Raw genomic sequence first — 25545 nt, 5'->3', positions numbered from 1 at the left:
TTGCGAAAGCAAGGCGGGAGCGGGGTGGGGTGAGATTTCCTTGCTTCAATCTGGGTTTCCCGCGAATGCGGGAACCCGAAACGGGGTGCAAGCTTCAGGTCCCCATTTTCATGGGGACCCCAGAATCATCTTGATTGACGTCTCCCGGACGGCGGAGCCGATTCGGGATCCAGACTGGACCCCGGCCCTCGCAAAGCGAGGCCGGGGAACGTCGGAGCAGAAATTGGTCAGTAAACCTCGAACAGGCCCGCCGCGCCCATGCCTCCGCCGATGCACATCGTGCACACGACGTATTTCGCGCCGCGGCGCTTGCCCTCGATCAGGGCGTGGCCGACCATGCGCGCGCCCGACATGCCATAGGGGTGGCCGACCGAGATCGCGCCGCCATTCACGTTGAGGTTCTCGTTCGGGATGCCCAGCTTGTCGCGGCAATAGAGGACCTGCACCGCGAAGGCCTCATTGAGCTCCCACAGGCCGATATCGTCCATCTTCAGGCCGTTGGCCTTGAGCAGCTTCGGCACCGCAAACACAGGCCCGATGCCCATCTCGTCCGGCTCGGTACCGGCCACCGCAATGCCGCGATAGGCGCCAAGCGGCTTCAGACCGCGCTTCTCGGCTTCCCTGGCTTCCATCAGCACGCTGGCCGAGGCCCCGTCCGACAGCTGGCTGGCATTGCCCGCCGTGATGAACTGACCCGCCTTGATCTTCTGACCGCCGCCGAACACAGGCTTCAGGCTGTTGAGGCCTTCGAGAGTCGTTTCCGGCCGGTTGCCCTCGTCCTTGTCGAGCAGCGTGTCGACGAGGGAGATTTCCTTCGTCTCCTTGTTCATCACGCCCATTTTCGAGGCAAGCGGCACGATCTCGTCATCGAACTTGCCCGCCGCCTGCGCCGCCGCCGTCCGCTGCTGGCTCTGCAGCGCGTATTCGTCCTGCGCCTCGCGGGAAATGCCATAGCGTTCGCCGACAACCTCGGCGGTTTCCAGCATCGACATGTAGATCGCCGGGACGTGTTCGTTGAGCCACGGGTCGAAGGCCCGGTGGATGTTCATGTGCTCGTTTTGGACCAGCGAGATGGATTCGAGGCCCCCGCCCACGGTCACCGTCATGCCGTCGGAGATGATCTGCTTGGCCGCGACCGAGATCGCCATCATGCCCGAGGCGCACTGGCGGTCGACCGTCATGCCCGCCACCGTCACCGGCAGCCCGCCACGCACCAGGCATTGCCGCGCCGTGTTCTGGAAGGTCGAGCCCTGCTGCATCGCCGCGCCCATGATGACATCGTCAATCTCCTTCGGATCGACGCCCGAGCGCTCGACGGCGTGCTTGATGGCGTGGCCGCCCAGTTCCTGCGCCTGGGTGTTGTTGAACGCGCCGCGATAGGCGCGGCCGATCGGCGTGCGGGCGGTGGAGACGATGACGGCTTCGCGCATGGCGGGCTCCTTTTGAATATCAGGTATGGCACTTCACCGCCCGGCGGCGGGAAGATCAAGCCACGGATTTGATCAGCCGAGCTTCACGCCGAAATGATCCGCCGCATAGGCGAGGAATTTCAGGGTCTGGCCTGACCCGTCGGTCAGTTCCTGCTGGCCCTCGGGCGCGGTGATCCGTTCGAAATGCTCCGCCACCTTGTCCGGCGTCTGATCCTCCGGCTTCAGATAGATGCCGGGCGTTTCGTAGATTTTCGCCGCGGCATAGCCGCCCGCGCCCGCCGCCAGGATGGTCCGCTTCGGCGCGTCCTCGCTGACGAGATAGACGAGGCCGGCCGAGACGCTCTCCGGCGTCATCAGTTCGAGCGCGGCTTCCGGGATCAGGCCTTCCGTCATGCGGGTATGCGCGGTCGGTGCCAGCGTGTTGACCCGGATGTCGTATTTCGCGCCCTCGATCTGCAGCACATTCATCAGCCCGACCAGGCCCATCTTCGCCGCGCCATAATTCGACTGGCCGAAATTGCCGTACAGGCCCGATGACGAGGACGTCATCGCGATGCGCCCGTAATTGCGCTCCTTCATGTGATCCCACACCGCCTTGGTGCAGATCATCGAGCCCATCAGGTGCACGTCGAGGACGAGGCGGAAATCCTCCTCCGTCATCTTCGAGAACGACTTGTCGCGCAAAATGCCGGCATTGTTCACCAGGATGTCGACCGCGCCGAATGTCGCGATCGCAGTCTCGACCATGTCGGCGACTTCGTCGGCCTTGGTGACATTCGCGCCGTGCGCCATCGCCTTGCCGCCCTTCGCCGTGATCTCGTCGACGACTGCCTGAGCGGCGGAGACCGAAGCCCCCTCGCCCGATACGCTGCCGCCGAGATCATTGACCACGACATTGCAGCCGCGTGCGGCCAGCATCAGCGCATGACTGCGCCCCAGACCATTGCCCGCACCCGTGACGATGGCGGTGCGTCCGTCGAACCGGATCATGACTGTCTTCTCCCCTCGCAAGTTCCGCTGCGGCGAAACCTAGCGGCTCATGCCGGAGAGGCCAGTGGGCAAAAGCGGTTCCAGCAATCGGGAGACGCCGTTTTCCTCCCCCGCTTGCGGGGGAGGGGGACCACGAAGTGTTGGAGGGGGGAAATCCCCCTCGCCCCGGACAAGTCCGGGGCACTCCCCCCGCAGGCGGGGGGAGAAAGCGATAATGAGTGCCCCCACCCCGGCCCTCCCCCGTGGGGGGAGGGAGAAAATGCCTGCGCGACTCCCTCCCCTTGAGGGGAGGGTTGGGGTGGGGTGATCTCTTCTGGACTTTCGAATGCGGTGTTCCGGGAGGCGATTGAAAACGGCTAGGCCCCTCGCACCTGCCTCAATCGCGTCCGGAAGGAAGAGCCGGGATTGGACACGCCCCGCCAGGCCCGGTAGCCGAGCAGCAGCGCGATCACAGCGCCATGGATCCACGGCCCCATCTGCACGCCCTTCACCATGAAGCCGTAGTGGAACACCGCCAGCACCGCGATCGGATAGACGAGCGTATGCAGCCGCCGCCAGGCCAGCGCACCCATTCGCTTGATCATCGCGTTGTTCGAGGTGATGGCGAGCGGGATCAGCAACACGAAGGCGGCCATCCCCAGCGTGATGTAGATCCGCTCCACCACGTCTTCCCACAAGCCGGGCAGCGAGCCGCGCAGGTCGAAGGCGAGATAGGCCGTCACGTGGAGCAACGCGTAGAAGAAGGCCGCAAGCCCGATCCTGCGGCGGATCTGGATGATCGGCGCCCATTTCGTCAGGTCACGGAAGGGTGTCACCATCAGCGACACGATCAGCACGCGCAGCGCCGTGTCACCGAGGAAGTGGTGTGTCCGCGCCACCGGGTCGAAGCCCAGCGCCGTCGGGTTGAAGGTGAAGACCTGCACCCACAGCCAGATCAGCCACAACCCCGGCACCAGAAGCGCGATCAGGGAGAGCGGCTTCAGACAGTGTTTGGCAAAGCTCCGCAGGACGGGCGAACGTTGCGCGGCAGCCATGCGGTCAGTAATTCTCCGCCAGGTCCATCCCGGCATACATCGACGCCACTTCGTCGGCATAGCCGTTGAACATGTCGGTATCGCGCCGCGCGAACGGACCGGCCCCGATCACCCGCTCGCTCGCCTGGCTCCAGCGCGGGTGGTCGACGTTCGGATTGACGTTGGAATAGAAGCCGTACTCGTTCGGCGCCGACCGGTTCCAGCTCGTTGGCGGCTGCTCTGACACGAAGGAAATCCGCACGATCGACTTGATCGACTTGAAGCCGTACTTCCACGGCACGACGAGGCGGATCGGGGCGCCATTCTGGTTCGGCAGCACCCGGTCATAGAGCCCGACCGCGAGCAGGGTCAGCGGATTCATCGCCTCGTCCATGCGCAGGCCCTCGACATAGGGCCAGTCGAGCACCGGGAAGGGGCCGATCCGCATTTCCTCGCGGTCGAAATAGGTCTCGAACGCGACGTACCGCGCATCCGAGGTCGGCCGGAAGCTTTCCAGGATCGGCCCCAGCGGCACGCCGATCCACGGGATCACCATCGACCACGCCTCGACGCAGCGCAGCCGGTAGATCCGCGCCTCCAGCGCGTTGAAGTCGATCAGATCCTCGATCCCGAACCTGCCGGTGCGCTCGGCATGGCCGGTCACCTCGATCGACCACGGATCGGTCGTCATCCGGTCGGCATACCGCGCCGGATCGGTCTTCGACGTGCCGAATTCGTAGAAATTGTTGTAGCCGGTCACCGCGTCGAGCGCCGTCAGATCGCCGTCCGGCGGAAGGTATCCCGTCTCCCGCGCCGTCAAGTTTCCGTCCGCCGGCATTCCGCTGCGCGCCGCGCCGGTCTGCGCCTCCTCGGCCGAACACGCGCCTGCGGTCAGGCTGACGGCGGCGGCCCCGCCCGCGGCCATGATGGCGCGGCGGTTGAGATAGAGATGTTCCGGAGTGACGTCGTTCTCGGTCAGGTGCCAGGATTTGCGCGACTTGATCAGCATGGAGCGGCCTCGGCTGGACGGCGATCGCCGGATTCGGCGGGCGATCAATGGAGCGATCCTACACGGATCTAGGCCATTCGTCCGCCCCGCCCACGCGGGCGTGACCGCGCCTCAAGTCTTCGTGTGGGCGCGTGAGCGACGTCATCGCGCTGTGACGCTGATACCGTCACTCACCGCTTCACCGGGATACAGGACCACTGTCTCCTCGCCGGAAAGGCCGGAGAGAATTTCGGCGACTTCGCCATTGTCATGGCCAATCTCGACCGGGGTCAGCCGGGCCCGTCCGGCCTCGACGATGAACAGCGCCCACCCGCCTTCATGGCGGAACAGCGCCGGAACCGGCACCTGCAGCACGTCTTCTTCCGACCAGGTCTCGATGGCCGCCTCGACCCTGAAACCATGACCGAGACGCTGCCAGTCTTCCGGCGGATCGACGAGGTCGACGATCACGTTGACGCGCTGCTCCTCGACACCCAGCGCCGATATCTTGAGAAAACCATAGGGTTCGACCCGCCTGACACGGCCACGCAAGGGCAGCGCACCATCGCCCCAGTCGCTGATCGTGGCGGCGGCACCGTCACGGACCTGGACCGCGTCCGTCGACAGGAGTTCAACCACGATCTCCAGATCGGCTGGATTGCCGATTTCCAGGAGCGGCGCACCCGCGGCAACCGGGCTTTCGCTTTCCTGCAGGACCTGCAGCACCAGCCCACCGACCGGCGCTGCGATTTCCATGACCTCGCTCTCGCCATCGACATGGTCCGGCTGCAGGCGGGCCTGGGCCGCTTCCAGCTCGGCGTCGCGCATCCGCACCCCGGCCTGGGCGGTGTTGTAGGCGGCCTGTGCGCGCCGCAGGTCGAGCCGGACCCGGTCGAGCGCGCCCTGGGAGGCCACCCCGCCGGTATGCAGCGACTCGATCCTCTGGAACTCGGCCTGCGCAAAATTCAGTGCCGCCAGGGCACTCGCCGCCTCGGCGCGGGCAAAGGATTGCGCGGCCTCGGCCAACCGGACGGCGGCGCGGGCCTCGGACTCGCTGCGCGCATCGAGCAGCGCCGGCTCGCTCGGCAACAGGCGCGCCACTGTCTCGCCGGCTTCGACTGCATCGCCCGACTCGCGCTCGACCCGCAGCAGCCGTCCGGCCACCGGTGCCGACACGACATAGACGTCGCGGACCCGCGTGCGCCCCTCGTCGCGTACGGCCACGCTCATCGGGCCGCGCGCCACGTCCGCCAGGTCGACGAGGACCGGACGGGGCCAGAAGGCGAAGACCATGAGCGCCAGGATGACCAGTCCGGCTCCGGCCCAGAACAGATTTCGGAAACGAAGACGCATGTCGGATTCCTACTCGCGTGCTTTGAGCACCGCTACCAGGTCGAAATGATCGAGGCGTGCGCGCACGATCAGTCCTGACAGGGCGGTGGTGACGAGGATGACGGCAGCCGCGAAGCCATAGGTCGCCGGATGGATGACGAAGGGCAGCCGGAACAGATCCGAACTCATGGCTTCGGCGAAATACCAGGCCAGTCCGGTGCCGAGCAGACCGCCGGCCGGCAGGGCGATCAGTGTCAGAAACCCGATCTCGCCAAGCAGAATGTAGGACACCTCAGCGCGGGTGAAGCCGAGCACGCGCAGGGTCGCGAATTCATGCGCGCTTTCGGACAGGGAGATGCGCACGCTGTTGTAGATCACGCCGATCGCGATCAGGCCGGCAAAGCCGGTATAGAGCCAGATCGCGACGCCCATGCTTTCGTCCATCAGCGCGCGGAAATTGCGCTCCGCGACGCTCTGCAGCGACACGCCCGCGACACCCGGGGCCGATTTCAGGGCGGTATAGAGCCGGTCGACCGCGTCGGCGTCAGCGACCAGGTGTGCGCCGGAGACGGCCGCGCCCTCGCCCATGAGCGCGTTGAGATCACCCAGCTCCATCTGCACGCCGGACCCGATCAGCGTGGTCACGACCGCAGCGACGGGCAATTCCAGCTCGGGACGGCGGCCCTCGGTGATCTCTACCGCGATGCGGTCGCCGGCCTCGATCCCCAGCGTCTCGGCCAGGTCGCGCGATACGACCAGCCCGCCGGGCGGAGTTTCCACACCCTGCCCGTCGGCACCGATCATCCGCGACAGGGCCGCGCCGCGCGGCACCCCCATCATCGCCGCACGTTCCTCGGCCGGGCCATAGCGCAGCCGGACCGCCACCGAGCGGAACGGTTCGGCGGCCAGAACACCCGGCAGGCGCGACACCTCGTGAAAGGCCGAGCGCTGGCGCGGCTCGACGAAGCTCACGGTCACGTCCTGCCGGTTGGACTGGTCGAAATAGCTCGACACCATCGCTTCCATGGCATCGGTGAAATAGAGCGTCCCGACGAGAAGCGCGCCCGACATCGCCACTCCGGCCAGCGTGAAGCCTGCCCGTCCCGGCCAGCGCACCATCCGCCGCAAGATCATCCGCGACGGCTGGTCAAGCAGCGACCAGCGGGTCAGCCCCATCCCCGCCGTCCGCGAATAGTCTGGCGGTGGCGGCGGCTGCATGGCAATGGCCGGGTGCAGGAGGGCGGCCCGGCGTGCGGCCAGGATGGCGCCGCCGCCGACGGCCAGCACGGTGATCGCCAGAGCGAGCAGGTAGACACGGGGGTTTGCGGTGAAGACCAGGAAGGGGAAGTGGTAATAGTCGGTATACAGTCCGGCCATCAGCCGCCCCAGCCAGATCCCGGCCGCGCCCCCCAGGCCCAGCCCCAGCACGCCGATCAACCCCGCGAATTTGAGATAGTGCGCCATCACGTCCCGGTCGCGATAGCCGAACGCCTTCATCAGGCCGATCTCGGCACGCTCGGTCGCCACGAGGCGCGACAGCACGACATTCACCAGGAAGGCAGCCACGGCGAGAAAGATCGGCGGCAGGATCCGGCCCATCGTCGACAATTGCTCGATCTCGCTCGACACGAAGGCATCGGAAATCTGGTCGGCCCGGCCATAGGCACCCGGCGCGCCATAAGGGTCGAGCAGGCGGTCGAGACGGTCGATCACTGGTGCCGCATCATGCCCCGGCATCAGCCGCACCACAGCCTCGTTGAATGCCCCGTCCTGGTCGACCGCTTCGCCCAGCGCGTCCCGGCTCATCCAGATCACGCCGTACAGCCGCGGATCGGGCACGATCTGTCCCGGCGCGATCGTGTAGACATGTTCCGGCGACAGCGCCCGGCCGACCACCGTCAGATCGCTTCGCCCACCCCGGATCGTGGCGCTCAGCGTGTCGCCGATTTCCAGCCCGTGCGCGGCGGCGAAGCTGTCGATCACCACCGCCTCGCCGCGCTGGCCCGGCCGTGGCAGCCGGCCGTCCATCAGGTAGAGCTGGTTGACCGAGGGCTCGCGCCCGTCCGGCAGCGAGATCACCTCGCCCGATGCCGGCTCGGCCATGCCGGGAATGTCAAACAGCAGCGGCGCCCGGATCCGGGTTTCGGCTGCCTGCACCCCTTCGATGCGGCGGATGTCGGCGGCAAGGGCGTCCGGGGCGCGAACCACCGGTGCCCAGATGTCGGCAAAGCGGTAGCGCTCGTAATAGGCACGCCGCGTCTCGGTGAGGGAATCCAGCATGCCCGCCGAAATCAGGAAAACCGAAACGCCGCCCGCGATGACACAGGCGATCGCCAGCGCCTGCCCTTTCATCGCCCACAGATCCCGCACCAGCTTGCGGTCGAGGGGGGAGAGAAGGCGCAGCAGCCACGTCACCAGCTGAGCTCCGACGGGTCGGCCCGTCGCTCATTCGTGCGCACCTCGCCGATCCGCCCGTCGGAAAAGGTGATGACGCGGTGGGCCATCGCCGCCACGCCGGCATTGTGGGTGATCACCAGCGTCGTCGCACCGAGCGACTCATTGACCTGTTTCAAGGCCTGCAGCACCCGGATTCCGGTGGCGCTGTCGAGCGCGCCCGTCGGCTCGTCGCAGAGCAGGACGGAGGGGCGTTTCGCGATGGCCCGTGCGATCGCGACGCGCTGCTGTTCCCCCCCGGACAATTGCGCCGGAAAATGATCGAGCCGCTTTTCCAGCCCGACCATGCCGAGCGCCTCTTCCGCCGTCATCGGCCGGTCGGCAATCTCGGTCACGAGCTGGACATTCTCCCGCGCCGTGAGGCTCGGCATCAGATTGTAGAACTGGAACACGAAACCGACATGCCGCCTGCGGTAGAGCGTCAGGGCGGTCTGGCTGGCCGCGCTCAATTCCTGGTCCCGGAACCAGACCTCGCCATCACTGGCCGCGTCGAGCCCGCCGAGAATGTTCAGGAGTGTCGACTTGCCCGATCCCGACGGCCCGAGCAGCACGACCAGTTCGCCTTCCGGCAGGTCGAGATCGACCCCGCGCAGCGCATGCACGGCGTTCTCGCCACTGCCATAGACCTTGGTCAATCCGCGTGTTCTGAAACAGGGCGTTGTCGACGTCTGCCGGTCGGCCGGGGTCATCCTTCCCTCCAGAAGAAGGAGCCTAGCGAAGCCGGTCGCCGCCCGATAGGCGCACAAGGGTCGCAGCGCGCACGAAAAAGGGGCGCCCGAAGGCGCCCCTGATCCGTTGAGGAAGGAAGGCAGCGTTACTCGCTGTCGCCGGCGTCCTCATGCTGGTTGTCCTCGCCCGGCACCGGGAAGCCCCGGTCGCGCATCAGCGGCGCGATATCGGCATCGCGGCCGCGGAATTCCCGGTACGCGATGGCCGGATCGATCGCATTGCGCGGAGCAAACAGATACTCCACGAGGCGTTCGGCCATTTCCGGGTCGTAGAAGCCGCCCGGGGATTCCGCGAAGGCTTCCGCCGCGTCCGAGGTCAGCACGTCGGCCCACATATATCCATAGTATCCGGCCGAATAGCCTTCACCGGAGAAGATGTGTCCGAAGTGCGGGCTGCGGTGACGCATCGGCAGCTCGTCCGGCATGCCGAGGCGTTCCAGCGTCTCGCGCTCGAACGCGTCCGGATCGATGCCTTCCGGATCGGTCGTATGGAAATACATGTCGACCAGCGCAGAGGCGAGATATTCGGTCGTCGCGAAGCCCTGGTTGAAGGTCGACGAGGCCCGGATCCGCTCCACCAGCGCGTCCGGGATCGGCTCGCCGGTTTCCGCATGCACCAGGTAATTCTCGATCACCGGATCGGTCAGCAGCCAGCGCTCCAGCAGCTGCGACTGGAATTCGGTATAGTCCCGAACCCCGCCATTCAGCGTCGGATAGGCGACGTTGGACGACAGATAGTGCAGCGCGTGGCCCATTTCGTGGAAGAAGGTCCGCGCATCGTCGAACGAGATCAGAACCGGCTCGCCCGGCGCGCCTTCGACGAAGTTGGAATTGTTCGTCGCCAGCACGTTTTCCGGACCGTCGAACGTGGTGTGGCCGCGGAAGCCGCCAGCCCAGGCGCCGGAACGCTTGCCGGTGCGCGCGAACGGATCGAGATACCACAGACCGATATGGTCGCCGCTCTCGCGGTCGGTCACTTCCCAGACCCGCACGTCTTCGTGCCAGACCGGAACGCTGCCGTCCGTGATCTCGGAGAAGGCGAAGTCGAACAGCTCGCCGGAGACGTAGAACATCGCATCGCGCAGATTGTCGAGCTGCAGGTATTGCTTCACCTCGTTGCTGTCGAGGTCGTAGCGGGCCTGGCGCACCTGCTCCATGTAATAGCGATAATCCCAGGGCTGGATGGTGATGTCCTCGCCCTGTGACGCCGCCAGTTCCTGCATCTCGGCGACTTCTTCCTCGACACGGGCGACCGCCGCGGGCCAGACCGCTTCCATCAGCTCCAGGGCGCGTTCCGGCGTCTGGGCCATGCGGTCCTCGAGCCGCCACTGGGCGTAATTGTCATAGCCCAGAAGGCCGACCCGCTCGTCGCGCAGCTGCAGGATTTCCGCGATGATCGCGTTGTTGTCCCACTCATCGCCATTGTCACCGCGATTGTAATAGGTCCGCCAGACCTCTTCGCGCAGCGCGCGCTCGTCGGAGAAGGTCAGGAAGGGATCCATCGACGAACGGGTATTGGTGATGGCGTATTCGCCCTCGCGCCCGCGCTCGGCGGCCGCCGCCGCGGCGGCGTTGACGAAGGATTGCGGCAGGCCCGACAGCTGGTCCCCGGTGATGTAGGTGACGTAGCTTTCCTCGTCGTGCAGCACATTGTTGGCGAAGGTGGTGTGCAATTCCGCCAGGCGCGCATTGATCGCGGCGTAGCGTTCCGCCGCCTCGCCTTCCAGCGTTGCGCCATTGCGCGCGAAGCCGTCATAGACCAGCGTCACGAGACGCTGCTGGTCAGGGCGCAGATCGGCGACTTCGTCGGAATTGCGCACCGCCGCGATGCGCGCGAACAGGGCGGCGTTTTGCGTGATCGCGGAATTGTAGGCCGACAGGCGCGGCGCCATGCGCTGCTGGATCGCGCGGAACTCCGGCGACGACACGTTCGACGACCAGATGCCGTAATAGCTGAACACCCGGCCGATCGGATCGCCGGCCCGTTCCATCGCAACGATCGTGTTCTCGAAGGTCGGCGGCTCGGAATTGTTGGCGATCGCCTCGATCTCGGCGAGATGGGCGGCCATGCCGGCTTCCAGCGCGGCCTCGAGATCATCGAGCGAGGCGGCCTCGAAATCGGGCACGCCCTGATAGGGGCCGGTCCATTCGGCGAGCAGCGGATTGTTTTCCATCTGCGCCTCGACGTCCTCGGCGCTCATCCAGGACAGGCTGGCCTGCGTCATCGGCATTTCGCTTTCCTGAAGCGTGTAGGCCGCCTGGGCCGCCGGGACGGCAACCAGAATGGCGGCAAGGCTCGCGCCTGCGGTCAGAATCTTTTTCATGAGGGCTACTCTTCTCCCCGATTGGATTGGTTGGCGCGGAGACTATCCGCGCGCACGGACGGGTCAAAGCCGGATGGGCCGCCTCTGACCGAAGTTTAATCTTCAACGTGGGAACGCAGACACCGGATGACAAGTTCGGCGCACGACTGTAAGCCTCCGCGCCGCATGGCCCCGCCCCTTCTCACTCTCCAGAACATCGCCCTCACCTTCGGGGGGCGTCCGCTGCTGACCGACGCCTCGCTAAGCGTCGAGCCGGGCGAGCGGCTGTGCCTGGTCGGGCGCAATGGATCGGGCAAGTCGACCCTGCTCAAGATCGCGGCCGGCCAGATCGAGGCCGATGACGGCGAACGCTTCGTGCATCCCGGCGCGACCCTGCGCTACCTGCCCCAGGAACCCGACCTGTCGGGTCATCCCACGGTCTGGGACTATGCCGCCGCCGGGCTCGAGGACGGCGACGACACCTGGCGTATCGGTTACCTGCTCGAACATCTCGCGCTTGATGGAGACCTGAAGACCGCGAACCTGTCCGGCGGCGAGGCGCGCCGCGCCGCCCTGGCCCGCACGCTCGCGCCCCAGCCTGACATCCTGCTGCTCGACGAGCCGACCAACCATCTCGACCTGCCGGCGATCGAATGGCTCGAGAGCGAGCTTGCCAGCCTGCCCGGCGCGCTGGTCCTGATCAGTCACGACCGCCGCTTCCTGTCCAACCTGTCGCGCCGAACGCTGTGGATCGACCGCGGCGAGACCCGCCTGCTGGAAAAGGGCTTTGCCGCCTTCGAGGCCTGGCGCGACGAGGTGTTCGAGCAGGAACAGACCGACCTGCAGAAGCTCGACCGCAAGATCGTCCGCGAGGAAGACTGGCTGCGCTACGGCGTCACCGCGCGGCGCAAGCGCAATGTCCGGCGTCTCGCCGGCCTGCATGAATTGCGCGCCCAGCGGCGCGACCATCGCGGACCGCAGGGGCAGGCGAAGATCACCGTCACCGACGCCGATGCCTCCGGCAAACGCGTGATCGAGGCCAAATCGATCTCCAAGACCTATGCCGGCCGCGCCATCGTGTCGGACTTCTCGACCCGGATCGCGCGCGGGCATTGCGTCGGCATTGTCGGCCCCAATGGCGCCGGCAAGACCACTTTGCTCAACATGCTGACCGGCGAGCTGAAACCCGATTCCGGGGAAATCATCCTCGGCACCAATCTCGAACTGGCCAGCCTCGATCAGAAGCGCGCCGCGCTGAAACCCGGCTGGACGCTGGCCGAGGCGCTGACCCAGGGCAGCGGCGACCGGGTCGAGGTCGGCGGCCAGGTCAAGCATGTCATGGCCTACATGCAGGACTTCCTGTTCCGCCCCGAACAGGCCCGCACGCCGGTCGAGGTGTTGTCCGGCGGCGAACGCGCCCGGCTGATGCTCGCCCGCGCGCTCGCCCTGCCGTCGAACCTCCTCGTCCTCGACGAACCGACCAATGATCTCGATCTCGAAACCCTCGACCTGCTGGAAGGCCTGATCGCCGACTATGCCGGCACGGTCCTGCTGGTCACCCATGACCGCGACTTCCTCGACCGGGTCGCGACCAGCGTCATCATGTCGGAAGGTCAGGGCGTCTGGCGCGAATATGCCGGCGGCTACTCCGACATGCTGGCCCAGCGCGGCGCCGGCGTCGAAAGCGTGAAGCGTGACACCTTGAAAGCCGGTCAGAAGACGGACAAGGCGGCCGCCTCCGCCCCGTCGAATGCGCCCAGGAAGCGCATGCCGAACAAGGAAAAATACGAGCTGGAAGCCCTGCCCGGCGAGATGGAGAAACTGCAGGTGAAGATCGCGGCGCTCGAGCCCGCACTCGCCGATCCGAATCTCTATGCGAAGGATCCGGCCCGCTTCGCCCGGCTGACCGAAGACGTCGCCGCAGCACAGACCCGCCTCGCCGAAGCCGAGGACCGCTGGCTGGAGCTGGAAGCGATGCGCGAAGCGCTCGAAGGCGGCTAGGTCAGGAAGTCCATGTTGGCGCGGTCGAACCGGCCGACATGCGGGATCACATCGCTCAGCATGCCCGGCGGCACGCCGAACCAGCCCGCCAGTTCGGCGGCGTATTCATCGACCGAAGTCGTCGGGATCAGCCGGCCCTGACCGGCGTCGTCGGCCGAACCCAGCGCCACATCAGGCCAGCGTCCGAAGACCCGCCCGCCGCGCACCGCCCCGCCCATCACGAAATGATGGGCGCCCCAGCCATGGTCCGATCCGCGGCCATTATACTGCAGCGCCCGGCCGAAATCCGACGCGGTGAAGGTTGTGACCGCCGGGGCGACGCCAAGCTCTTCCGTGGCGGCATTGAAGGCTGCCATCGCGTCACCCAGCTCGGTCAGCCGGTTGGCCTGGTCGGCCAGCAGATTGTCGTGGAAGTCCCAACCCCCGATCGCGGCGAAGAAGACCTGACGGTTCTGGCCCAGTGCCGATCGCGCGGCGATCATCCGGGCGATCATGCCCATCTGCGCCCCGAGGCGGGTCTGCGGAAAGCCGGTCGTCAACGCGGGTATGCCGGCCAGGGCGGCCGTGACCTCGGTCTCGGTCGCGATGGCCCGGCTCACAATCCCGGTATATTCGGCTTCGAGCAGATTCGTCCGCGGCTGCGTCAGCACCGAACGATAGGCGGTTCCCGATGCCGAGACACCGTAGAGACGTTCGAGGTTGCGGACCGCGACAGGACCATTCGTCGTCAGCTGGTATTGCACCGTCGTGTCGCCGGCCTGGAGCACGTTGTTTCCGGCCACCGACATGCAGATCGGCGCCAGCGCGCCGCCATTGGCCAGCGGTTCGATGACATCGCCGATCCGGCCCAGCCAGCCGCTGCGCGAATCCCGGTCGGGCAGGCCGGTCTGCCAGGAATTCTGCTGGTCGGAATGCGAGAAGAGCTGGCGCGGCAGGGCGACGCTGCCATTGAGGATCTGCGCCTGGGTCGTGGGGTAGAGCAGCGTTCCGGTATTGGCGACGATCGCCATTCGGCCGGTATTGAACAGCCCGGCCAGACCGGACAATTCCGGCGGCAGGCCCAGCGCCGGGCCGGACCAGTCCTGAACCGTCAGCGGCACCAGATCACCAGACGGACGCGCCAGTGTCGGGCGGGCCGCGGCATAGCTCGAATAGGCTGCACCCTCACGCGGGATGACCGTGTTCGACTGGTCATTGCCGCCAAACAGGAAGATGCACACCAGCGCCTTGTAGTCGGCCACGGCCTGGGCCTGCGCCGCCGCGCCGATCCCCAGCAGGTTGAAGGCAAAGGGCGTCCCCGCCCCGGCGCAGCACGCCGCCATGCCCCTGAGGGCGGCGCGGCGGCTGAGATGGCGTCCGATCTGGCTCATTGTGCTCTCCCTCAGCGCTGCACGACGAAGTCCGGCGACGCCAGGATCAGCTGGACCGCCGTGACGACGCGCAGGATGGGACCATTGGGATCGTCATAGGGGATCGCCTCCAGCGCCGTGCGGATCTCCGACCGGGTCGCCGCTGACAGCTGGCCCGACGTCAGCAGCAGGTCGAGCCGGGCGATCAGCGCATCCGGCGTGCCGGCCAGGGCGAGTTCAGGCGAATAGTCCGGCAGCACATTGCCCGATCGCCAGTTGTCGCCCAGCACGGTATCGCGCATGAAATTCGAATACCCGGTCACCGTGGTCTCGTGCGTGATCTGGAATTCCGGTGCGACCAGGCCGGCATCGAGGATCGCGCCCGGCGGGGCGTAGTCCGGGCGGAACCAGTTGAACACACTCGGCGCGCGCAACGGATTCTGGCCGAGACTCTGGACCGGATCTTCCAGATTCCAGATCTGGAACCGGCCGTCGGCATCGTCCGGCGGCCGCACCGCGAAGGCCCGCATCCAGGCCGAGAAGCGCAACATCGGCTCGCGCAGCTTGCCCCATTCCGGATCGTCGATCCGCGCGGCATCGCGAGCTTCGGGATCGGTCAGGATCGCGCGGAAGACCGCCGCCAGATCGCCGCGTTCCCCGTCCCCGTTGTCCGCCCAGACCGCGGCCACGCGGCCGACATATTCCCGGCTGGGATTGGAGGTGACGAGCCGCTTGATCAGCTGCTCGCTGATGAAGGGGCCGGTATTGGGATGGTTCGCGAGCGTGTCGAGCGCGATCCGGAGACTTTCATCGCCCGGCGTGTTCGGTGCGATCACCACGCCGCTGACGATCCGTTTCTCGCTCGTCGAATGGTAGCGCTCGAACATCTGCATCGGCACATTCCACGGCGGCGTGTTCGGCCAGATATTCCAGCCATGCCAGGTCGAATCGCTGGTATCGGGCGTGCCCCAGCTCAGCCCGGTGAAGACCCGCGCCATGCCGGCGATTTCCGGCTGCCCGTATGTCGGGATCGGCTGTCCCTGGCCGTCGAGGCGGCGCGACCCGTCGGGATTAAGCTCCCACAGACCGATCGAGAACAGCTGCATCACTTCGCGGGCATAATTCTCGTCCGGAATCCGCCCGGTCGCCGCATCCTCGCGCTCATTGCGGATATGCGACAGATAATAGCCCATCGCCGGGTGGCGCGTGACCGCTTCCAGGAGATCGCGGTAATTGCCGAAGGCATGCTCGCCGAGCATGTCGAGCCAGGCGGCGTGGGCGTAGGGATCGGAATCGATCGCGCTGTTCACCGAGGAGACGACGAAGATTTCCGACAGCGCGAACACCGCGCGCTGGCGCAGCTGGTCGTCGCCCGTCGCGGCCTGCCGCCAGAAACTCTCCATCGTCGCGTTGATGTATTGCGCTTCGCAGCTGACGCATCCCGGCGGGCCGCCGCGCTCGACATAATCCCAATGGGATTCCAGGGGCGGCATGGCCAGCTGGGCGTCGAGCCAGGCCTCTATTCCGCCCCGGGCGACGCTGTCGACATCGCTCCAGGTCGGGCCGAAGCTTGCCTGGGTCAGGAAGCGCGCTGCCGCATCATGGCTCAGCGCCAGGCCCTGCGGCTCCGGCGACCGCACCGCCACGCTGGTCCCGCCCGCCCGGCGTCCGGTTCCCAAGTCGTGAAAGTCGATGCGGATCCGGGTCGCCGCCGGATCGAGCCCGATCCCGGCAAAGGCCTGGGTGCGCAGCACCAGCGTATAGGTGCGCACCTGGTCGGTATCGAAACTGGTGTCGATGAAGGGCGCATGAGGCGCGAGGCATTGGCCCGACGCATTGGTCTCGCAGATCAGCACCGCTCCGGAAAACCCGTCCGCCGACCCGCTGGTTGCGCTTGCCGAAATCCGGACCGGGCGCGACGCGCCGATATTGATCGCCGCGACGGCCATCGCGCCGGACCCGCCGGCCTGGCTCACCTTGACGATTCCGTCGAGGTCGGGAAGCGCGAGCGCGATGGGAATGATGTCGAGCAGCGGCGAGGCCGACAGAGTCACATCGACCGTGTTCACCCCGGCGCGCACCGGGGCCGGTGCGGTCCCGTCACAGACGAATTGCGGGGCCAGCTGGGCCGTGATCGCGGCCGTCCCGGTAAAGCTCAGCAGCAGCGACTGGCTGCCGCTCGCCGCCAGGTCAAACGGTGTATCGGCCGGTCCGGCAATCGCATTGGTCGCCGGATCGGTCGGTTCGTAGCGCAGGGTCAGGCCGGGCGTGTCGAGCGTCACGCGGCAATTCGACAGCGCGGCACCGCCGGCATTGATCACGGTCGCGAAGACGGTCGCGGTCGCAGCCTGGCCGCCGCCAGGCAGGGTCACGGACCTGGCATCGGGCAGGATCGAGGCGCGCAATTGTGCGAAGGCCGGTCCCGACGCGGTCAGCACCAGTGCGGCCGCAGCCGCGAGTTTCCATCCCCAGTCTTGTCCGCGCATCCCGTCTCTCCGCCCCGCCCAGAGCCCAAGCGACCCTAAGGGACTCCGGCAACAGTCTCACGACGCTTGAACGCTCTTGGTTGCTGCAATCCTTCGCGCCGCGGGAAAATTTTCCGCACCATCGCCCGGGAGCAGGTCAGCGCAGCGGCGAGGCGTGAGCCGGACCCAGCAGCACCGCATTCAGGAGCGCCAGGTCGAGGCCTTCCTGATACGCGCGGGTCGTCGGATCCTGGGTGAAGGCGATCACTTGGCCCTGTCCGGACGGGCGGCTGACGAGGAAGGGTTTGAAGGCGATCTGCGCCCGGTTCTCCGCCCACAGATAGCCGCCACCCACGAGAGTGTCCGGCCCGGCAAAGCGCAGCGCCGTTGTCAGCTCGTCTAGCGGCACCGTGGAATAGATGTCCGAACCGGTGACCAGCGCGAAGGCGCCGTCGTCATAGCCCGCCGACATCCAGGCATCGCCGTTGGCAGTCACCCGCAAGAGCGCGCCGGGAGAGGAGTCCGGCATCGCATCGCGCGGGGTTTCCGCCGCGAGCAGTTCGGCCTCGTCCTCGATGATCCGGCCCGGAATGACCGGACCGTCCACGCCATCGTCCGGGATCGCGTCCGCCGCACGCTCGCGCTGAACCGGCAGAAGATCGACACCGGAAGACGCCATCCAGCGCGTCGCATCGCCGAGGCCGACCAGTACGCCGCCGGTTTGCACGAAGCGGGTGATGGCATGTGCGCCGCTCTCCCCGAGCTCTCCGGCGTACCCGGCGCCACCCGCTTCCGGCAGGATCAGCACATCGAACTGCGACAGGTCGGCGCTTCGAAGGCGCGCCGTGCGGATGATCGTCACCGGCAGGCCGTAGCGGCGTTCCAGCACGAAACGCACCGCCCCGGCCGAGGTCGGCGCGGTGCCGTCTCCCCAGGCCATGGCAATACGGGGCGCGACCATCGCGTTGAAATTGCCGCTGCCGAGATTGGGGCCCTCGTCGGTCCAGCTGGACGACAGGCCGATCGCGATCGCACCAGTCTCCTCGGCGGCCGCGCGGACCAGTGCGTCGAGATCGCCGGTCTGGCCATGACGCTGGATCACCACCGTGCCGCGCGGGAAGACCCGGTCGCCGATCGTGAAGGGCGCGTCGGTGGTGCGCATCGCCACGCCGTCGCGCAGCAACGCCGCGGCCATCGCCGCCTGACCGGCATCGGTCCACGGAATCGCGTAGCCGAAAGCGGCATCGCCAACGACACCGCCGGACATCGCAGTCTCCGAGTCGAACCGCTGCGACGCATTCGCCGGCAGCGTCTGGCAGGCGGCCATCTCGACGTCGAACATCAGCGGCAGCGACCACGCGGTCACGTCATAGAGTTCATGATCGAGCCCGCGGGCGCGGCGCGATTCCTGTTCTTCCATGAAGGCGTCGGGCAGGCGCGTATCGGCTTCCAGCAGCGTCCGCGCCAGACGCCCGGCCGGCTGGTCGAAGCGGACGAGATAGGCTCCGTTGCGGAAGCGCGACCCGCAGGCGGTGAAACCGCCCTCGATCGCGTCAACCTCGATCCCCTGCCGCGCCAGGAGACGGGCGAGCCGCTCCGCGCCCCAGCGATTGCCGGTGCGGTCGAGCAGGATGCCGCGCGGCCCGGAGCGTTCGTCGATCGCGCCCTGACGGAAGGCCAGACGGTCGCGCACGAAGCGTTCACGGTTTTCAGCCACCACCTGCGCCGTCGACAGGCTCGCGATGAAATGGTGATCGACGGCGTCGCCATAGGTCAGGGTCGAGCCATCCTGACGCCGCCAGACGAGGCCGCGCGCTGACGCCTGCTCATAGGTCATGGCGACGGCGCCGTGCAGGGTCGGCCACATGTCGCCATAACCCGGATAGAAGAGATCGAAGATTTCCCGCGTGAAATAGGTGTAGCCGAAGCGGTCGAACCAGCGCGCATGATTGCGCCCGATCAGATCCTGTGCCGCGCGCTGCGATCGCACGATCTGCGGATTGAAGGGTTCGGCGGCGGGCGCGAAGAAATAGCTCGAATCCCCGCCCATTTCGTGGGCATCGACCACGACGACCGGATGCCAGTCCAGCATCGCCTGAACCCGGCCGACGGTTTCGGGCTGGCTCATCGTGAACCAGTCCCGGTTCATGTCGAACAGATAGTGATTGAACCGCCCGCCCGGCCAGGGCTGGTCGTGCTCGACCGCGAAGCGCAGCGGATCGGCTTCAAGGCCGCGTGCCTGTTCGAAACTGTGCACGAAGCGGGCGCGTCCGTCGGGATTCTGCACCGGATCGATGATCACGATCGTATTGTCGAGAATGGTCCGAGCCATCGGGTCGTTCACCGCCGAGACGAGGTGATAGGCGGTCCTGAGGCCCGCATCGGTCGAGGAAATCTCGTCGCCATGCACGCCATAGGACAGCCAGACGACCGGCGGGGTTTCCGCGGCCAGCCGGTCAAGATCGGCGGCGGACACGCCGCGCGGATCGGCGAGGCGGGCGAGGTTGGCCTGCACGGCGTCCAGATCGGCAAGGATTTCGGGACGGGCGATCACCGCATAGGCCAGCGTGCGGCCTTCCCAGCTCTCGGCATAGTCGAACACGCGGATCCGGTCGGGCGCGGCGGCTTCGAGCGCGCGCAGATAATCGATCGCGTCCTCCGGCGGGGTGATCTCCGTACCGAAGTCATGGCCGAGGACATCGGCTGCCGCCGGAATGTCCGTGTCGTGACGGATTTCAAAGGGCGAGGCGTCCTGCGCCTGCGCCGCGGCACCGCTCAACAACGCGCCTGCCAGAATGGCCGCAATCATCCGCATGAAATCCTCCCCGGTATCGCCCGGAGCGGACGTTAGCCCGCCGCCGCGCGCCGCGCGACGGCGGTCTGCATGAAAAATCGCTTAGCCTTCCCAGTCCTTTTCCAGGCGCTTCGACGCAAGCAGGAAGAGCCCGCCCGCGACGAGGTAGATCAGCGACCCCAGGATGATCGAATAGCGCAATGCCTCGTCACCGAAGCTTGGCGTCAGCAAGGTCGAGAATTCGCCCAGCACATAAATGCCCCCGGCGATGCCGAACAGGTTGTTGATCAGCAGGAAGATCGACGACGCCGTGGTGCGCATCGAGGGCGGCACGAGATGCTGGAAGGCCGACAGGGCCGGGCCGAGCCAGGCGAGGCCGAGCGCCGTCGGGATCAGGAACAACACCAGCGACAGGATCGGCGTCGGCGCCAGCACGCCGGCGATATAGAGCGGCGTGGTCAGAAGGAAGGCGATGCCCGGCACCCGCGCATAGGCCGAGACCGAGCGCTTGCCGAGCCAGTCGCTCAGGACTCCGCCGAGCACGATGCCCGCCGTGCCGCCGATGAACAACACCGTGCCGAACAACCAACCCGTATCGATGATGCCGAGGTCGAACGTGCGCGCGAAGAAGGAGGGCAGCCAGAAGAAGACGCCATATCCCATCATCGAGGAGCACGCCGCGCCGAAAGTGAGGTACCAGAAGGACGGCTTCTTGCTGAGCACGCCGAGTACCTGGAAGAAACTCGGCTTCTTCGCGGCCGGGTCGATCGGCACCGTATCCAGCCCACCGCGCACCGGTTCGCGGACGAAGAATTTGAAGATCGGCGCGATGATGATTCCCGCCACGCCGACAATGATGAAGGCGGCGCGCCAGTCGAGCGCCTCGCTGATCGCCCCGCCGGCAATCTGCGCCCCGGCGATCACGCCGAAGGCCGAGCCGATGGGAATGCCGAGCGAATAGACAGCGAGCGCCCGTGCCCGGCTCTTCGGCGGGAAATAGTCCGCGATCAGCGAATAGGACGGGGCCACACCGCCCGCCTCGCCGATGCCGACCCCGACGCGCGCTGCGAACAGCTGCCAGAAATTCGTCGCGAAACCGCACAGCGCGGTGAAGCCGCTCCAGAAGGTCAGCGCGCCGGTGATGATCCAGGTCCGGTTGGTCCGGTCGGCCAGCCAGGCGATCGGCACGCCGAGGGTCGAATAGAGAAAGGCGAAGGCGAGGCCGCCGAGAAGCCCCAACTGACGGTCGTTCAGCCCCAGCTCGTCGCGGATCGGGATCGCCAGGATGGAAATGATCTGCCGGTCGAGGAAGTTGAACGCATAGACCAGGAAGAGAAGGAAAAGCACCAGATAGCGGTATTTGGTGTTCTCCGCCGGGTTCATCGGGGCTGCGGCATCGCTCATCTAGAGAACCTCGTCGAGAAAGCTGCGGACATCGGCCAGCGTGCGCCCGGGGTCTTCCTCGTGCGCGACATGTCCGAGGTCGTCGTAGGTGATCAGGCGGGCACCGGGAATCGTTTCGGCCATCGCCTCAGAGTGATCGACCGGGATCATCCGGTCCATCCGCCCGTGCAGGATCAGCGTCGGCACCGAAATGCGCTCAAGATCGGCCGTGGGTTCCGGCAGGGTGAAGACTTCGAGGCGCTCCACGAAGGCGTCGCCATTGCCGGCCATCAGCGCGGTGATCCGCTCCGGCACGGACGGGTCCATGCGGCTGGCATCGCCATAGAGATTGGCGGTGCCCGCACGCACCAGGCCTTCCGGCGCGCCGCGCAGATACATTGCCACCGGTAGCGGCACCGCGACCGGCTCCTCGGTGACGCCGTTGATCGAATACCCGCCGGGCGACACCAGAACCAGCGCATCGACGCGCTCCGGATGGTCGGCTGCAAAGCGCCAGGCGGCGAGCCCGCCCAGCGAATTGCCGCCGATCACGGCGTGGTCGATGTCCATCGCGTCCATCATCTCGCCGATGAAATCGGCCGTGTCCTGAACCGTGTAGCGCGCTTCCGGGTCAGGACCGGTCAGCCCGTGCCCCGGCAGATCCATGCGGATCACGCGGTAGTCGCTTTCTAGGCCTTCGGCCCAGGCGTCCCAGCTTTCCAGCGAGACGGAAAATCCGTGGACCAGCACGATGGGCTGCGCAGTGCGCGGTCCGGTGATCCGGACGCGGACCTGCCGCCCGCCGACATCGACCAGTTGGTCGGTCTCGCTCCAGTAGGGCGAATCGATCGCCGGTCCGGCCTCGGGCGCCGGCCGGGTCAGGAAGAAGACCGCGGCACCTGCGGCCACAACCAATAGGGCCACAATGATCCAGATCAGGCGCATGTCTCTTCTCCCCGAAAAAAGCACCGGCCGGGAAAAGCCCTAGAGCGCTTCCCGGCCGGGTTCCAGACGCGTCCCCCCGCGCCTAGTAGCGGTAAGCGACCGTCGCGGTGAAGGTCCGCGGATCGCCGTAATAGGCGGTCAGCGTGCCTTCGAGGCCGAGTTCCGGCGCGAAGGTCGTGTTGTTGACGAAGTCATAGCCGGCGACCCGGTATTCCTCGTCCGTCAGGTTGCGGCCATGCAGGCCGAACTGCCAGTTCCCGTTGCCGGAATCCCAGACCACGCTGGCATTCCACAGGGTGAAGGAGCCCTGGTCGAGCGCCGCGAACGGAATCTCGAACTGGCTGGAGTCGCTGCGATAGGCCGCCTGGCCCATCAGGGTCAGATCGCCGGACCAGGCCGGAACGACATAGGCCAGCGTCGCATTGGCCGTCGTGTTCGGCGTGTTCTGGATCTGGACCTGGTTGGAGATGTCCACGCCCAGGCCGGAGATGAACTGGCCGTAGTGACCGTCGAGATAGCCCAGCGCCCAGGTCAGGTTGAACGCATCGCCCGGCGTGAAGCTGTCCTGGCCGAACGTCCAGGCACCTTCGAACTCGATGCCGGTGATCTTCGCCGAGGCGGCATTGGTCGTGACGCCGGTGAAGGTGTCGTTGATGCCGTCATTGTTGGTGTCGACGCCGACCGAGCCCGGGATCTGCACATCGCGATACTCGGAGTGGAAGACCGTCAGGCTGTGACGGTAGGTGCCGGTCGCGACGCGCCAGCCGAGTTCGACCGTGTCGACCGTTTCCGGATCGAAGGACATGAATTCGAAGATTTCGTCGGCGGTGATATTGCCGTCCTGGTTGAAGTCCGGCGTCGCCGAGGTCTGGCCGCGCGGATCGAAACCGCCGCCCTTGAAGCCCTGACTGTAGGACGCGTAGAGCGTGTTGGTGTCGTTCGGCTCGAAGCTGATCGACGCCCGCGGGCTGAAATCGGTCCAGTCGTTGGAACCGGTGAAGTTCGACGTCGTCGCGATCAGCGTCGGGTTGCCGCCGAAATACTCCGAGAAACCGCCGATATAGGTCCGGCGCAGAACCGTCGAATTCCGCTCGTCATAGGTGTAGCGGCCGCCGACGGAGATCGTCGTGCGCGGCGCGACGTCATAGCTGAAGTCCGCGAACACCGACCAGGTATTGGTGCCGACATCGCCGAAGGTCTGGGCGTTGAGGCCCGGAAGATTGATCAGCGTGCCGGTGGTGCCCAGAAGCACGTCGAACACCGTCGTGGAATTGGCATCGAGATAGTAGACGCCCATGACGCCCGACAGGCGGTCGCCTTCATAGAGGAGCTGGAATTCTTCCGAGAACTGGTCGTTGGTGTAGATCGCCGGCACGTCGAGGTCGGCGCCCGGAAGCGCATCGAAATCGATCGGCGTGATCGATTCGTCGTCGCGATAGGCGAGGATGTTGCGCACCGTCCAGTTGTCGTTGAGGCGGTATTCCATCGACAGCGAGACCCCCTGGGCCTCGACCGACTGCGCCACGACATTGAGGCCGCCGCGCGTGTCGAACACGTCGTCGAGGATCGGCGCGCCGGTCAGACGGCCGACCATCAGGCGGTGACCGCCGCGGGCGTTCGAATTGTCTTCGATCCGGTCCGCCGACAGGCGCAGCAGGAACTGGTCGTTCGGCTCGAACTCGACCGAGATCCGGCCGGCCAGGACGTCCTTGTTGTAGTTGTCCTCGCCGGTGGTCAGATTGGTACCGAAACCGCCGCGGGTCAGGCGGGCGATGGCCGCGCCGACGCGCAGCGTGTCGCCGATCGGGGTCGAGGCCGAACCGATCAGGTCGAACTGCTCATAGGTGCCGACATTGGCGCGCAGCGAGACCGTCGGGCTGTCCGCATCAAGACGGCGGGTAACGTATTTGATCGCGCCGCCGATCGTGTTGCGGCCGTAGAGCGTACCCTGCGGACCGCGCAGCACTTCGATCCGCTCGACGTCGAAGATGTCGAGGACCGCCGCCTGCGGACGGTTGAGATAGACGTCATCGACATAGATGCCGACGCCCGATTCAAAGCCCGACACCGGGTCCTGCTGACCGACACCGCGGATGAAGGCGGTCAGGGTCGAGTTGGTGCCGCGCGAGGCTTCCAGCGTCACGCTCGGCGCGAGCTGGGCGATGGACAGGATGTCCGCCGCGCCCATCGCTTCCAGCTGGGTGCCGGAAACGGCGGTCACCGCGATCGGCACGTCGAGCAGCGATTCCTCGCGGCGGCGGGCCGTGACGGTGATGACGTCGGACGGGGCCGAAGCCTCCGCCTCCTGCGCGATCGCGCCCGGCGCGGTCACGATGGCGGCTGCGGCAACGCTGGACAGCAGCGTGGCCTGCAGGGTCAGTTTACGCATGGTGGTCATGATTTACTCCCCTCGGAACTGGTTGGGTTTTTATGGCCGCCGGCCGGCTGCACCCGGTCGGCGAATTCGGCGACCGCACTGGAAAAGCGTTCCGGCTCCTCCAGGTGGGGCGCATGGCCCGATCGCGCGAAGGAGACGACTTCGGCATCGGGAAGAGTTTCGACGAGAAACCGGCTCGTCTCCGGGCTGTAGGCTTCGCTTAGCGCGCCATGGATGACGCGGACGGGAAGCTTCAGTTCGGGCAGGATGGGCCGCGCGTCCTCGGCGGCCATCGAAGTCCACAGATCGGCCATCGCGTCGCCGTCATGGGCGGCGAATTCGCCGACGACCCAGTCGCGGGTCTTGCCGAGCCGGTGGCGTGAATCCCGGGCGAACATGCGCGGCGCGAAAGCCTCCGCATAGGCCATCCAGTTGGCGCGCATCGAATCGCAGGCGCGCTGCGACGTCGAGGCGTCGATTCCGTTCGACATTCCCAGCGTCCAGGCATGATCGTTCAGGATGCGCGGGCTCATGTCCTCGACGATGAGACCGGCAATCCGCTGCGCGCCGTGGTCCGCCATCATGCGCCACAGCACCATCGCTCCCATCGACCAGCCGGACACGACCGCGTCGCGGACGGCGAGCGCTTCGAACATCCGGTTGAGATCGTCGGCCAGCTGCCGGATTGTCAGGGGGGCGGTGCCGCGCGGCGTCGCCCCATGCGCGCGCAGGTCGGGGGCGATCACCCGGAAGCGGTCCGCCAGACGATGCTGAACATCCTCGAAGAAGCCGGCATGGGCCGACCACCCGTGCACCAGCAACAGGTCCGGCCCCTCGCCGCTCACGGCCACGGACATGCCCGTGCCGTCGCCGAGCGGCACCTTCAGCCGTGCGATCCCGCCGGCTTCGGCCAGTGCATTCGCGTGAGGCAAGGCTCACGTCCTCCCCGTTGCGCGCGGGGTCGCTTGCGGACCCTTTTGTGCGATATTGCGC

16 protein-coding genes are annotated in these 25545 nt (G+C 66.5%); 1 reads left to right on the top strand and 15 read right to left on the bottom strand.

Annotated elements, in window-relative coordinates:
- Positions 1-227 precede the first annotated feature (227 nt).
- From ACFOOR_RS15215 to ACFOOR_RS15180, 8 genes are all read right to left on the bottom strand, one after another.
- Positions 228-1430: an acetyl-CoA C-acyltransferase gene (locus ACFOOR_RS15215; RefSeq protein WP_343165297.1), complete on the bottom strand. Its 1203-nt coding sequence runs from the start codon at positions 1428-1430 to the stop codon at positions 228-230.
- A 72-nt stretch (positions 1431-1502) separates the two neighbouring features.
- Complete coding sequence (locus tag ACFOOR_RS15210) at positions 1503-2420, bottom strand: SDR family NAD(P)-dependent oxidoreductase (RefSeq protein WP_343165296.1); 918 nt, start codon at positions 2418-2420, stop codon at positions 1503-1505.
- Positions 2421-2776: 356 nt separating this feature from the next.
- Positions 2777-3454, bottom strand: a complete 678-nt coding sequence (locus tag ACFOOR_RS15205) for a protein-methionine-sulfoxide reductase heme-binding subunit MsrQ (protein ID WP_343165295.1) — start codon at positions 3452-3454, stop codon at positions 2777-2779.
- Positions 3455-3458: 4 nt separating this feature from the next.
- Complete coding sequence (gene msrP / locus ACFOOR_RS15200) at positions 3459-4442, bottom strand: protein-methionine-sulfoxide reductase catalytic subunit MsrP (protein ID WP_343165294.1); 984 nt, start codon at positions 4440-4442, stop codon at positions 3459-3461.
- Between the two features lie 141 nt (positions 4443-4583).
- Positions 4584-5774, bottom strand: a complete 1191-nt coding sequence (locus tag ACFOOR_RS15195) for an efflux RND transporter periplasmic adaptor subunit (RefSeq protein ID WP_343165293.1) — start codon at positions 5772-5774, stop codon at positions 4584-4586.
- Between the two features lie 9 nt (positions 5775-5783).
- On the bottom strand, positions 5784-8168 hold the full coding sequence (locus ACFOOR_RS15190; RefSeq protein ID WP_343165292.1) for an FtsX-like permease family protein: 2385 nt from the start codon (positions 8166-8168) through the stop codon (positions 5784-5786).
- Positions 8165-8896 (bottom strand): ABC transporter ATP-binding protein, encoded by a 732-nt coding sequence (locus tag ACFOOR_RS15185; RefSeq protein ID WP_343165291.1) that lies wholly within the window; start codon positions 8894-8896, stop codon positions 8165-8167. The genes ACFOOR_RS15190 and ACFOOR_RS15185 overlap by 4 nt, the downstream gene beginning before the upstream one ends.
- A 125-nt stretch (positions 8897-9021) precedes the next feature.
- Positions 9022-11160, bottom strand: coding sequence for a M3 family metallopeptidase (locus tag ACFOOR_RS15180; protein WP_343165304.1), 2139 nt, complete (start codon positions 11158-11160; stop codon positions 9022-9024).
- Between the two features lie 264 nt (positions 11161-11424).
- Here ACFOOR_RS15180 and ACFOOR_RS15175 point away from each other — a divergent pair, with 264 nt between their 5' ends.
- Positions 11425-13239: an ABC-F family ATP-binding cassette domain-containing protein gene (locus tag ACFOOR_RS15175; RefSeq protein WP_343165290.1), complete on the top strand. Its 1815-nt coding sequence runs from the start codon at positions 11425-11427 to the stop codon at positions 13237-13239.
- Here the strand turns inward: ACFOOR_RS15175 and ACFOOR_RS15170 are convergent.
- The 7 genes from ACFOOR_RS15170 to ACFOOR_RS15140 all read right to left on the bottom strand — a co-directional run bounded on the left by ACFOOR_RS15170 (position 13236) and on the right by ACFOOR_RS15140 (position 25484).
- Complete coding sequence (locus tag ACFOOR_RS15170) at positions 13236-14609, bottom strand: DUF1501 domain-containing protein (protein WP_343165289.1); 1374 nt, start codon at positions 14607-14609, stop codon at positions 13236-13238. The genes ACFOOR_RS15175 and ACFOOR_RS15170 overlap by 4 nt on opposite strands.
- Before the next feature lie 11 nt (positions 14610-14620).
- The gene (locus tag ACFOOR_RS15165) at positions 14621-17074 is read right to left on the bottom strand and encodes a DUF1800 domain-containing protein (RefSeq protein ID WP_343165288.1); all 2454 of its coding nucleotides are present in this window, start codon (positions 17072-17074) and stop codon (positions 14621-14623) included.
- A gap of 136 nt (positions 17075-17210) precedes the next feature.
- A complete protein-coding gene (locus tag ACFOOR_RS15160) occupies positions 17211-19868 on the bottom strand; it encodes a M14 metallopeptidase family protein (protein ID WP_343165287.1) in 2658 nt (885 codons plus the stop codon).
- Positions 19869-19949: 81 nt separating this feature from the next.
- Positions 19950-21251 (bottom strand): spinster family MFS transporter, encoded by a 1302-nt coding sequence (locus tag ACFOOR_RS15155; RefSeq protein WP_343165286.1) that lies wholly within the window; start codon positions 21249-21251, stop codon positions 19950-19952.
- Positions 21252-22175, bottom strand: coding sequence for an alpha/beta fold hydrolase (locus ACFOOR_RS15150; RefSeq protein ID WP_343165285.1), 924 nt, complete (start codon positions 22173-22175; stop codon positions 21252-21254).
- Between the two features lie 82 nt (positions 22176-22257).
- Positions 22258-24573 carry a TonB-dependent receptor gene (locus ACFOOR_RS15145; protein ID WP_343165284.1) on the bottom strand — a complete coding sequence of 772 codons (2316 nt, stop codon included), beginning with the start codon at positions 24571-24573 and terminating at the stop codon, positions 22258-22260.
- Positions 24570-25484 carry an alpha/beta fold hydrolase gene (locus ACFOOR_RS15140; RefSeq protein ID WP_343165283.1) on the bottom strand — a complete coding sequence of 305 codons (915 nt, stop codon included), beginning with the start codon at positions 25482-25484 and terminating at the stop codon, positions 24570-24572. Before ACFOOR_RS15140 ends, ACFOOR_RS15145 begins: the two co-directional genes overlap by 4 nt.
- Positions 25485-25545 lie beyond the last annotated feature (61 nt).

This window comes from Hyphobacterium vulgare, assembly GCF_042643335.1.
In the GTDB taxonomy this organism is placed as follows: domain Bacteria; phylum Pseudomonadota; class Alphaproteobacteria; order Caulobacterales; family Maricaulaceae; genus Hyphobacterium; species Hyphobacterium vulgare.
This window is presented reverse-complemented; position numbering and strand designations above follow the sequence as displayed.

Excerpts from the sequence above, each read along its gene's own strand:
- ACFOOR_RS15185 (WP_343165291.1), bottom strand. The coding sequence starts at position 8,896 with ATGACCCCGGCCGACCGGCAGACGTCGACAACGCCCTGTTTCAGAACA.
- ACFOOR_RS15180 (WP_343165304.1), bottom strand. The coding sequence starts at position 11,160 with ATGACGCAGGCCAGCCTGTCCTGGATGAGCGCCGAGGACGTCGAGGCG.
- ACFOOR_RS15175 (WP_343165290.1), top strand. The coding sequence starts at position 11,425 with ATGGCCCCGCCCCTTCTCACTCTCCAGAACATCGCCCTCACCTTCGGG.
- ACFOOR_RS15155 (WP_343165286.1), bottom strand. The coding sequence starts at position 21,251 with ATGAGCGATGCCGCAGCCCCGATGAACCCGGCGGAGAACACCAAATAC.
- ACFOOR_RS15215 (WP_343165297.1), bottom strand. The coding sequence starts at position 1,430 with ATGCGCGAAGCCGTCATCGTCTCCACCGCCCGCACGCCGATCGGCCGC.
- ACFOOR_RS15145 (WP_343165284.1), bottom strand. The coding sequence starts at position 24,573 with ATGACCACCATGCGTAAACTGACCCTGCAGGCCACGCTGCTGTCCAGC.
- ACFOOR_RS15150 (WP_343165285.1), bottom strand. The coding sequence starts at position 22,175 with ATGCGCCTGATCTGGATCATTGTGGCCCTATTGGTTGTGGCCGCAGGT.
- ACFOOR_RS15170 (WP_343165289.1), bottom strand. The coding sequence starts at position 14,609 with ATGAGCCAGATCGGACGCCATCTCAGCCGCCGCGCCGCCCTCAGGGGC.
- msrP (WP_343165294.1), bottom strand. The coding sequence starts at position 4,442 with ATGCTGATCAAGTCGCGCAAATCCTGGCACCTGACCGAGAACGACGTC.
- ACFOOR_RS15160 (WP_343165287.1), bottom strand. The coding sequence starts at position 19,868 with ATGCGGATGATTGCGGCCATTCTGGCAGGCGCGTTGTTGAGCGGTGCC.
- ACFOOR_RS15165 (WP_343165288.1), bottom strand. The coding sequence starts at position 17,074 with ATGCGCGGACAAGACTGGGGATGGAAACTCGCGGCTGCGGCCGCACTG.
- ACFOOR_RS15195 (WP_343165293.1), bottom strand. The coding sequence starts at position 5,774 with ATGCGTCTTCGTTTCCGAAATCTGTTCTGGGCCGGAGCCGGACTGGTC.
- ACFOOR_RS15205 (WP_343165295.1), bottom strand. The coding sequence starts at position 3,454 with ATGGCTGCCGCGCAACGTTCGCCCGTCCTGCGGAGCTTTGCCAAACAC.
- ACFOOR_RS15210 (WP_343165296.1), bottom strand. The coding sequence starts at position 2,420 with ATGATCCGGTTCGACGGACGCACCGCCATCGTCACGGGTGCGGGCAAT.